General features: G+C 60.6%; 9 protein-coding genes. 8 read left to right on the top strand and 1 reads right to left on the bottom strand.

The window, feature by feature from the left end:
- Positions 1 to 919, bottom strand: a 919-nt coding sequence (locus Q0M35_RS14380; RefSeq protein ID WP_295316489.1) for an aspartate aminotransferase family protein, incomplete at its 3' end; no start/stop codon positions are given.
- 112 nt (positions 920 to 1031) lie between these two features.
- Between Q0M35_RS14380 and Q0M35_RS14375 the strand changes: the two genes are divergently transcribed.
- The 8 genes from Q0M35_RS14375 to modB all read left to right on the top strand — a co-directional run.
- A complete protein-coding gene (locus Q0M35_RS14375; protein ID WP_295316487.1) occupies positions 1032 to 1898 on the top strand; it encodes a MurR/RpiR family transcriptional regulator in 867 nt (288 codons plus the stop codon).
- Positions 1899 to 1947: 49 nt separating this feature from the next.
- Entirely contained in the window at positions 1948 to 2898 is a 951-nt protein-coding gene (locus Q0M35_RS14370; RefSeq protein WP_295316491.1) for a TAXI family TRAP transporter solute-binding subunit, read from the top strand.
- A gap of 125 nt (positions 2899 to 3023) precedes the next feature.
- On the top strand, positions 3024 to 5645 hold the full coding sequence (locus tag Q0M35_RS14365; protein ID WP_295316485.1) for a TRAP transporter permease: 2622 nt from the start codon (positions 3024 to 3026) through the stop codon (positions 5643 to 5645).
- 161 nt (positions 5646 to 5806) lie between these two features.
- The gene (locus Q0M35_RS14360) at positions 5807 to 6655 is read left to right on the top strand and encodes a metalloregulator ArsR/SmtB family transcription factor (RefSeq protein ID WP_295316483.1); all 849 of its coding nucleotides are present in this window, start codon (positions 5807 to 5809) and stop codon (positions 6653 to 6655) included.
- Positions 6652 to 7650 carry an ArsJ-associated glyceraldehyde-3-phosphate dehydrogenase gene (locus tag Q0M35_RS14355; protein ID WP_295316481.1) on the top strand — a complete coding sequence of 333 codons (999 nt, stop codon included), beginning with the start codon at positions 6652 to 6654 and terminating at the stop codon, positions 7648 to 7650. The genes Q0M35_RS14360 and Q0M35_RS14355 overlap by 4 nt, the downstream gene beginning before the upstream one ends.
- Complete coding sequence (arsJ, locus tag Q0M35_RS14350) at positions 7647 to 8927, top strand: organoarsenical effux MFS transporter ArsJ (protein ID WP_295316480.1); 1281 nt, start codon at positions 7647 to 7649, stop codon at positions 8925 to 8927. The genes Q0M35_RS14355 and arsJ overlap by 4 nt, the downstream gene beginning before the upstream one ends.
- 68 nt (positions 8928 to 8995) lie before the next feature.
- On the top strand, positions 8996 to 9778 hold the full coding sequence (modA, locus tag Q0M35_RS14345) for a molybdate ABC transporter substrate-binding protein (RefSeq protein ID WP_295316479.1): 783 nt from the start codon (positions 8996 to 8998) through the stop codon (positions 9776 to 9778).
- 8 nt (positions 9779 to 9786) lie between these two features.
- Positions 9787 to 10367, top strand: a 581-nt coding sequence (gene modB / locus Q0M35_RS14340) for a molybdate ABC transporter permease subunit (protein WP_295316477.1), incomplete at its 3' end; no start/stop codon positions are given.

The following is a 10367-nucleotide window of genomic DNA, read 5'->3' as shown; positions in this document are numbered from 1 at the left end:
GGCCGATATACGTATGCCCGTGCTGGAAAAAGCCGGAACCCCCGGCGATCGTGTCGTGGATCTCAGCGGTGCACATCATCGCGCCGATCGGTTGATAGCCGGCGCCGAGCCCCTTTGCGATTGTGACAATATCGGCAGTAATGCCTTCCTGCGCATGGGCGAACAGGCTGCCCGTCCGGCCCATGCCACACATGACCTCATCGAGAATGAGCAAAATTCCGTGTTTGTCACAGATCTCGCGGATCCGTCTGAAATACCCCTCGACCGGGGCCACAGCACCGAGGGTCGCCCCCACGACCGGTTCAGCCAGAAAGGCGATGACCGTCCCGGGGCCGACGCGTTCGAGTTCTGCCTCCAGTTCATTGGCGACACGCTGGCCATACTCAAAAGCGCTCTCGCCTTCCTGCTGACCGCGATACGCGTAGCAGGGCGAGATCAGCGAAGTATCGACCATGATCGGCGCAAAGGCCTGTTTACGCCAGACATTGCCGCCGGTCGCGAGCGCGCCCAGCGTATTGCCGTGATAACTCTGGCGGCGCGCGATGAAGTGGCGGCGCGAGGCCTCGCCCTTCTCGACAAAGTACTGACGCGCCAGTTTCAGCGCGGCTTCAACCGCTTCCGATCCACCGGAAACGAAATACACTTTTTCCAGCGTGCCCGGCGCTTCGGCCACCAGACGGTCGGCCAGTTCCTCGGCCGGGGCAGAGGTGAAAAAGCTGGTGTGCGCATAGGCAAGCTCAGCAACCTGCGCCTGGATCGCGGCGATTACATCCGGATCCCCGTGCCCCAGACAGGACACAGCCGCCCCGCCCGACCCGTCGAAATACTGTTTGCCGTCAGCGTCATAGAGATAAACGCCCTTGCCTGTCGCGGCCTGAGGCGGGGTAGTTTTCGAATGGCGGGCAAAGACATGTGACATCGCGGCGTTCTCCTGGCTGACCGGTCACGAAACTGAAACACATGGCGCACAAGTTGACAATGTATTGAAACAAATGAACCCTCTGCTGCAAGATTCGATCCCGGGGGACTTCGTGGCTGCGCCACTCGATACACGCATCGCTGCACGTTATAACGATCTGAGCGGCCGGCTGAAGCAGGCTGCGGATTACATAGTGAGCAACCCTTTCGACGTCGCAACCCGGTCGCTTCGCTCTGTCGCAGAAGAAAGCGACTTGGCACCGGCGTCCTTTTCACGGCTGGCCCGGGCGCTCGGCTATGACAGCTTTGGTGCGCTGCGTGGCGATATCCGGATCGCGATGGACCAGCGGGTCAATAAACGCCGACCCGATCGCCTCAAACAGCTTACCGACATGCAGGAAGACAGCGGGCAGGGTTTCATGCGCGCGCATTTTGCCGCATGCGCCGACAACATTCACCGGCTGGCAGACCAGATCGACGAACCGGCGCTTGAACAGGTCGTGCACCGCCTGCATGCCGCGCACCTTGTACTGGTGATGGGCGAACTGGCCTCATCAGGTGTGGCCGGTCAGATGACCTATCAGGCAAGCCTGCTCTTTGACAACTGGCGGATGGCAGGGCGCACGGGGTCGCTGCTCGGCGCCGAACTGGCCGCACTCGGGCCGGGGGATGCGCTGATTATCGTGACAAAACCGCCCTTTGCGGCGCGTGCTGTGCACGCTGCTGCCCTGGCACGGGGCAAAGGTGCCTTTGTGGTGGTCATTACGGACACCCATACCTGTCCGGCCTTGCAACACGCGTCAGCGCAGTTCATCATTCCAAGTGAGTCACCGAATTTCTTTTCATCTTATGCGGCCAGCCTTTGCTTTGCAGAAACACTGATCGGGATGCTTGCCGGTATCGGCAGCGACGGATCACGGGCCCGGATCGATGAGGTGGAACGAAACAGCCGTCAGTTGCACGAAGTGCAGGACGGGTAAAAGACGACAAAAACCAAAAGGGAGATTACTTATGTTCAACAGGTTTAAAATGACGGCAGCAGGCTCGTGCCTTGCGATGCTGATGGCGCCGGTCGCGATGGCCGAAGAGTTCATCACCATCGGTACAGGTGGTGTGACCGGTGTTTACTATCCGACAGGTGGCGCGATCTGCCGTCTGGTCAACAAGGGCCGCAAAGACCACGGCATCCGCTGCTCAGTGGAGTCCACAGGTGGTTCGGTGTACAACATCAACACCATCCGTGCCGGCGAGCTCGAGTTCGGCGTGGCGCAGTCCGACTGGCAGTACCATGCCTATAACGGTACCTCTGACTTCTCAGATGCAGGTCCCTTTGAGGAACTGCGCGCGGTTTTCTCCGTACATCCTGAGCCCTTCACCGTTGTGGCACGTGCCGATGCAGGCATCTCGTCTTTCGAGGATCTCAAAGGCAAGCGCGTCAACATCGGCAACCCCGGTTCCGGTCAGCGCGGCACGATGGAAGTCGTGATGGACGCAATGGGCTGGGAAATGAGTGACCTCGCTCTGGCAACCGAGCTGAAAGCCGCTGAGCAGTCCGCTGCTCTTTGCGACAACCAGATCGATGCGATGATCTACACGGTGGGACACCCGTCGGGCTCCATTCAGGAAGCGTCGACTGCCTGTGATTCCATCGTTGTCAACGTGACGGGCGAAGCGATCGACAAGCTGATTGCCGACAACTCGTTCTACCGGACAGCAAGCATTCCCGGTGGGATGTACCGCGGCACCGACAATGATGTGACCACCTTTGGTGTGGGTGCTACATTCGTCTCCTCCACTGCGGTCAGCGAAGATGCTGTCTATGCGGTTGTGGCAGCTGTTTTCGATAACTTCGAAGACTTCAAAGGTCTGCACCCTGCATTTGCCAACCTTAAAGCAGAGGAAATGGCGACAGCGGGTCTTTCTGCGCCCCTGCACCCCGGTGCGGCCAAGTACTACAAAGAAAAGGGCTGGATCGAATAATCCGGGTCTTCACTCTTTGACGAATTGAGAACCGGGAGAGGGCGGCAAACGCCCCTCCCACACCCTGACACCAGGGTCAACGCGCACACCGGAAAACCGGGGCGCATGCCAACATGGGGGCAATAATGTCTGACACATCCAACACACCGGGCGAAAAGCGCGGCCTGAGCGAAGCCGAACTTCAGGAAATGGTCGCCGCCTCGGACGCGGGTGGTCGCAATCCGACCGGGTCCGTTGCCATGCTGCTGGCGGTCGTCGCGGTCGTCTGGTCGCTTTTTCAGGTTGTTCTTGCATCGCCGCTCTCCAATGTTCTGCTGCCGGGGGCGATCATCAATAACGACCGGTCGATCCACCTCGCGTTTGCCATTTTCCTCGCCTTCATGGCCTATCCCGCGCTCAAGTCGAGCCCCCGCCATTATGTCCCGATCCAGGACTGGGTTCTGGGGCTCTTCGGCGCCTTCACCGCCATGTATGGCTACTTCTTCTATGATAAGATCGTGAAATCCGGCGGTCTGGCCGATGACGTGGACAAGTGGTTCGCGCTTGCCGGCCTGATCATTCTGTTTGAGGGTGCGCGCCGCGCGCTCGGTCCCGCGATGGCGATCATCGCCACGATCTTCCTGCTCTATGTCTTCTTCGGGTCTTCGGAAATCGTGCCTGATGTGATCCGCTGGAAAGGCGCATCATTGCAAAAAGCCATGAGCCACATGTGGATCACTTCCGAGGGTGTCTTTGGCATCGCTCTGGGCGTTTCCACAAAGTTCGTCTTCCTCTTCGTGCTCTTCGGGGCGCTGCTCGATAAGGCCGGGGCCGGTAATTACTTTATCAAGATGGCCTTCGGTGCACTTGGTCACCTCAAGGGCGGCCCGGCCAAAGCGGCCGTTGTCGGCTCTGCGGCGACCGGCCTGATCTCGGGCTCGTCGATCGCAAACGTGGTTACCACCGGTACCTTCACCATTCCGCTGATGAAGCGCGTCGGCTTTACGTCAGAGAAGGCCGGGGCTGTCGAAGTGGCCTCTTCGGTCAACGGACAGATCATGCCCCCCGTCATGGGCGCTGCGGCCTTCCTGATGGTGGAATATGTGGGCATTTCCTATGTTGAGGTGATCACCCATGCTTTCCTGCCGGCCTCGATCTCTTACATCGCGCTGGTCTACATCGTGCACCTCGAAGCCGTGAAGCAGAACATGCCCACACTGGGCGACCGCGTGGTTTCAATGGGCAAGACCATCGGCGGCATGGCGGCGTTCTTCGTCGGCTTTGCGGGTCTGTGCTATGGCGTACAGTATCCGGTGAAAGCCATCGTGGCCGTCACTGATAACTCCGCGATGATCCTCTCGGCACTGATCTTCCTCGCTTATGTGCTGCTCTTGTGGCTGGCAGCATCGGTGCCGGATCTCGAACCCGATGATCCCAACGCCGAAGAGGTCACACTGCCTGTTGTGGGTGAAATCTACAAAGCGGGTCTATACTTCCTGCTGCCCATCATCGTGCTGGTTTACTTCCTTATGATCGAGCAGAAATCCCCGGGCCTCTCGGCCTTCTGGGCGACAATGCTTCTCTTTGTCATCCTGCTGACGCAGCGCCCGCTCAAGGCGATTTTCCGCGGGAACATGGGGGCTCTGCCTGCCAACTTTGTGGCCGGTGTAGCGGATCTGATTCAGGGTCTCATTGACGGTGCGCGCAACATGATCGGCATCGGCCTCGCCACGGCGACGGCGGGTGTGATCGTGGGCACCGTGACACTCACCGGCGTGGGCCAGGTGATGGCGGATCTCGTTGAGTTCCTCTCGGGTGGTAACCTCATTCTGATGCTGGTGATGGTGGGGCTTTTGTCCCTTATCCTCGGGATGGGCCTGCCGACAACGGCGAACTATATCGTTGTTTCCTCGCTGATGGCGGGTGTTGTGGTCGAGCTGGGCGCGCAGTCCGGTCTGATCGTGCCGCTGATCGCTGTGCATCTTTTCGTGTTCTATTTCGGGATCATGGCCGATGTGACACCCCCGGTGGGCCTTGCGAGTTTCGCCGCAGCGGCTGTGTCGGGTGGTGATGCGATCAAGACAGGCTTCACCGCTTTCTTCTACAGCCTGCGGACAGTCGCCCTGCCCTTTGTCTTCATCTTCAATACGGATCTGCTGCTGATCGATGTGGGGTGGGCACAGGGTATCCTTGTCTTTGTGATAGCGAGTATCGCCATACTGGTCTTTACGGCCGGGACAATGGGATACTTCGTCACCAAAAGCCGCATCTACGAGAGCGTGGCGCTGGTCTTCGTGGCCTTCATGCTCTTCCGTCCGGATTTCTTCATGGACCGCCTGCAGCCTCCTTTCGAGGATCTGGCCCCGGCGAACTTTGCCGAACGGGTCGAGGCGGCGCCTGTGGGCCGTGAGTTCAGGGTGGTGGTCTCCGGGCCGGACTTTGACACCGGCGAGCTGCTGGACACAACGCTGCTTGTCACCGTGCCCGAAGACGCCGAAGGGTCGCGTATGGATGCGCTTGGCCTGCTGGCAGTTGAGGATGGTGACAATATCACGCTGGAAGAGCCGATGTTCGGCACGCCCTATGCCGATACCTTCCAGAGCTATGACTTCTATGGTGACCAACCGGTTGTGATCAAAGAGGTCAAAGCGCCCGCAGATCAGCTGCCCAAGGAGCTTATTTTCATTCCGGGCCTCGCCCTTCTGGTGCTGATCTTCATGCTTCAGCGCGCCCGCGCCGGGCGTGAGCCTGAGACCGTACCAGCCTGACGGCAACGACCATAGTATCATCAACGCGTCCGGTTCTGTCCGGGCGCGTTTTTTTTGCACTGCGGCTGCGCACTGTCACGCGCCTTACACACCCTGCTGATATGCAGAAAATGAAGACGATCCGGGGTTGCATAAACATATATTTCCAATATTCATGAATTATGGAATCAGAAGCTCTCTCCCGCCTGTCGGCTCTCAGCCACCCGCAGCGTCTCGCGATCTTTCGTCTGCTGATGCGGCGGTATCCCGATGCGCTGCGCGCCGGCGAGATTGTGGAGATTCTGGGCGTAAAGCCCAGTACAGCCTCGGTATATCTGGCGACGCTCAGTGATGCGGGCCTTATCAGCCAGCAGCGGCGCGGCACGTCGCTGCTTTATCGCGCCTCAATGGACGGTGCGCGCGGTCTGGTCGGGTTTCTGATGCATGACTGCTGCCGCGGGCGCCCGGATCTGTGCCCGCCCTGGTCTCCTCCGGACCACAGCGCAGTTCTGGCGGACTCCGCACGGAAGTATTCAGTCCTCTTTATCTGCACAGGTAATTCGGCCCGCTCTGTTTTTGCCGAAGCGCTGCTGAACGATCTTGCCGGCGATCGCTTCACCGCTTTCTCGGCCGGCATCATGCCGCGCTCAGAGCTCAATCCTCTGGCGATAGAAATGCTGCGATCCAAAGGCCATGACGTCAGCGCGCTGAGGTCGAAGAACATCACGGAATTTCAGGGGCCGGATGCACCGAAGCCCGATTTTGTATTTACCGTCTGTGACCAGGCCGCCAATGAGGTCTGTCCGCCCTGGCCCGGCCAGCCGCTCAGTGCGCACTGGGGTCTGCCCGATCCGGTCAGGGCCACGGGAACGCTGGCTGAGCGCCGGCTTGCGTTTCAGCAGACCTATGGCGCGCTGCACAACCGCGTAACAGCTTTCACGGCCCTGCCCATTGAGACGCTCGACCGCATCTCGCTACAGGCCGCCGTCGATGACATCGGCGCCACCAGTGACGACGGAGAATCTTCATGACAACATACGCACTTAACGGCCTCGGCCGCATCGGAAAGCTGGCACTGCGTCCTCTGCTTGAACGCGGAGCGAAGATAGCATGGGTCAACGATGCGGTTGGCGATCCGGCCATGCATGCGCATCTGCTGGAGTTTGACACGGTGCATGGCCGCTGGCCGGCGGCGTTTTCATCCGATGAAAGCAGCATTACTATCGACGGCACCCGCCTGCCCGTGCACAACCACAAACGACCCGGGGACCTGCCGCTTGAAGACGTGGATGTGGTGATCGACTGCACCGGGGTTTTCAAAACCGAAGCAGCACTTGCCCCTTATTTCGCAGCCGGCGTGAAAAAAGTCGTCGTCTCAGCCCCGGTCAAAGACGGGCCGACAGCCAATGTCGTTTACGGCGTGAACCACGAGATTTACGACCCTGCCAGCCACCGGATCGTCACGGCGGCCAGTTGCACCACCAACTGCCTCGCCCCGGTGGTCAAAGTGGTGCATGAAAACATCGGCATCAGGCATGGTTCGATTACCACGATCCATGATGTGACCAACACACAAACCATCGTGGACCGGCCCGCCAAAGACCTGCGCCGCGCGCGCTCCGCGCTCAACTCGCTGATCCCTACGACCACGGGCAGTGCGACGGCCATTACGCTGATCTATCCTGAACTGAAGGGGCGGCTGAACGGCCATGCGGTGCGGGTGCCGCTGCTGAATGCCTCGATCACCGACTGTGTTTTCGAGCTGGAACGCGAGACAACACCCGAAGAGGTCAACGCGCTCTTCAAAGAGGCAGCGCAGGGAGCGCTCAGGGATATTCTGGGTTATGAAGAACGCCCGCTCGTGAGCGCCGATTACACCAATGATACACGCTCCGGGATCGTGGATGCGCCCTCGACCATGGTCATTAACGGCACGCAGCTGAAGCTTTACGTGTGGTATGATAACGAAACAGGATATGCGCACCGTCTGGTTGATGTTGCTGAAATGGTTGGAAAATCTCTGTGACAGAGGCTCCGGCAGAGCGCCCTGCCGGGCTTGCTGCCTATCTGGCGGTGACGGCGGCTTACTGGGCTTTCATGCTCACCGACGGCGCCCTGCGCATGCTGGTTCTGCTGCATTTTCACACGCTGGGCTTTTCGCCGGTACAGCTGGCATATCTCTTTGTGCTCTATGAGATCGCGGGCGTGGTGACCAACCTCAGTGCCGGCTGGATTGCCGCACGCTTCGGGCTGACAAGCACGCTTTATGCCGGGCTCACACTGCAGGTTCTGGCGCTTCTGGCGTTGGCGCAGCTTGATCCGGCCTGGTCAGTCACGGCTTCCGTCGTCTATGTAATGGCGGTTCAGGGTGCGTCAGGCGTGGCCAAGGATCTCTCAAAGATGAGCGCCAAATCTGCCGTCAAGTTGCTGGCCCCGACCGTGCAGGGCGGGCTGTTTCGCTGGGTTGCGCTGCTTACCGGCTCCAAGAATGCGGTTAAGGGGCTGGGTTTTCTGCTGGGGGCTGGCCTGCTGGCAACGGTCGGTATGAAAACGGCGGTGCTGGGCATGGCGGCAGTGCTCTTTCTGATCCTGGTCGCTGTCTGGCTGGGCATGCCGGGCGGACTGCCCGTCGGGCGCAAGGGCGCGAAATTCCGAGAGGTTTTTTCCGGCAATGCAAACGTCAACTGGCTCAGCTTTGCCCGCGTGTTTCTCTTCGGCGCGCGCGATGTCTGGTTCGTGGTTGGCATACCGGTCTATTTTTACGCGGTGCTCTCTGACGGCACCGAAGCGGGCAACCGGGCTGCGTTTTTCATGATTGGCAGTTTCATGGCGCTCTGGATCATCCTGTATGGCGCGGTGCAGGCCTCTGCACCAAGACTGATGCGCGCCGCCACCCGGAGCGAGGCTGAGATCATCGCCCGGGCGCGCGCATGGACTGCAGCGCTCATCGTGGTGCCCGCGCTGCTGGCGGCGCTCGTGGTGCTCACCGGGGAGCCGGCGCCCTGGCTTACAGCGACCATCGTGGTGGGGTTGCTGGTTTTCGGGGGTATTTTCGCGGTAAACTCGGCGCTGCACTCCTATCTGATCCTCGCCTTCACCACGGGCGAGCGGGTCACGATGGATGTGGGTTTTTATTATATGGCCAATGCCACAGGCCGTCTGCTGGGCACGCTGCTTTCCGGGGCCGGTTACCAGATTGGCGGGTTGCCTCTGTGTCTGGGGACGGCGGCGGCAATGCTGGTGCTCAGCACCTTTGGTGCCGGAAAACTGCGCGCGGCTTCCAGCGGCGCTGACCGCCGCTGACATGCTGCAGAAACACCGGCGCAGAACCGGGGCTTGCGCGCAGCGCGCCCCTGCGGGACACTCACCTGATGCGATTTCATCTGTTCCATGCGCTGTTCCTTGCGGCCCTACTGACCCTGACCTGCGCCGCGGCGCGGGGGCCTGCGCGCGCTGATGACATCACCGTTTTCGCCGCCGCCAGCATGAAGAACGCGCTTGAGGAAATCGCCGGGGATTTTGCAGCAGCAACCAGCCACGATGTCACGTTTTCATTTGCCGGCTCCCCGGTGCTGGCCCGCCAGATCGCACTCGGGGCGCCAGCGGACATTTTCGTGTCCGCCAGCACGGACTGGATGGATTATCTCGAAGCCGAAGGGGTCCTTGCACCAGGCAGCCGGTCTGATCTGGCGGGCAACAGCCTTGTGCTGATTGCCGGGCACGGGGAAACCAGATCTTTGTCGCCAGGCCCGGATACCGATCTGAGCGCGTGGCTTGCCGGCGGGCGGCTCGCGATGGCGCTGACCGATGCAGTACCAGCCGGGATTTACGGTAAGGCCGCGCTGCAGCACTATGGGATGTGGAACAGCGCAGCACCTCTGGTGGCACAGACCGACAATGTGCGCGCGGCACTGGCGCTGGTGGCGCAGGGCGCAGCACCTTTGGGCATTGTCTATGCCTCCGATGCCCGGGCAGAACCGAGGGTGCGCGTGATCGCCACATTTGCACCGGAAAGCCACCCTGCCATCGTTTATCCGGTGGCCGCAATCGCAGGGCGCGTCACACCGGCCAGCCGCGCCCTGCTTGACTATCTGCGCAGCGACGCGGCACATATCACCCTGATGCGGCACGGTTTTGCCGCCGTGGCGGAGTAAAGTACCCGATGGACTGGCTGAGCCCGGAAGAATGGCAGGCCGTGGCGCTGTCGCTGCGGGTGGCGTTCTGGGCGACCCTCTTCAGCCTGCCGCCCGGGGTTTTTGTGGCCTACGCGCTGGCGCGGTGGGAGTTTCCGGGCAAACAGCTGCTGAACGGTCTGGTGCTGCTGCCGCTGGTGCTGCCGCCTGTCGTCACGGGCTATCTGCTGCTGAGCACGTTCGGGCCGCAGGCGCTCACGGGACGCATGCTGCAGGATATGGGCATCGTTTTTGCGTTCCGCTGGACAGGTGCCGCACTTGCCGCAGCGATCATGGCCTTTCCGCTGATGGTGCGGGCGATCCGCCTGTCGATCGAAGCCGTGGACCAGGGTCTGGAGAGTGCCGCGGCCACTCTGGGTGCCTCACGCATTCAGGTTTTTGCCACCGTCACCCTGCCCCTGATCATGCCAGGTGTACTTGCGGGCGCGATCCTTGCCTTTGCCAAGGCGATGGGGGAATTCGGCGCAACCATCACCTTTGTGTCCAATATCCCCGGCCAGACGCAGACGGTGCCCTCGGCCATCTACGCATTTCTTCAGGTCCCGGGGGG

Origin of the sequence: Roseobacter sp. (assembly GCF_024639605.1) — a bacterium.
Classification (GTDB): Bacteria; Pseudomonadota; Alphaproteobacteria; order Rhodobacterales; family Rhodobacteraceae; genus Roseobacter.
The sequence above is the reverse complement of the archived record's forward strand: the minus strand, read 5'-3'. Positions and strand labels throughout refer to the sequence as shown.

Excerpts from the sequence above, each read along its gene's own strand:
- Q0M35_RS14365 (WP_295316485.1), top strand. The coding sequence starts at position 3,024 with ATGTCTGACACATCCAACACACCGGGCGAAAAGCGCGGCCTGAGCGAA.
- Q0M35_RS14360 (WP_295316483.1), top strand. The coding sequence starts at position 5,807 with ATGGAATCAGAAGCTCTCTCCCGCCTGTCGGCTCTCAGCCACCCGCAG.
- Q0M35_RS14370 (WP_295316491.1), top strand. The coding sequence starts at position 1,948 with ATGACGGCAGCAGGCTCGTGCCTTGCGATGCTGATGGCGCCGGTCGCG.
- Q0M35_RS14355 (WP_295316481.1), top strand. The coding sequence starts at position 6,652 with ATGACAACATACGCACTTAACGGCCTCGGCCGCATCGGAAAGCTGGCA.
- modA (WP_295316479.1), top strand. The coding sequence starts at position 8,996 with ATGCGATTTCATCTGTTCCATGCGCTGTTCCTTGCGGCCCTACTGACC.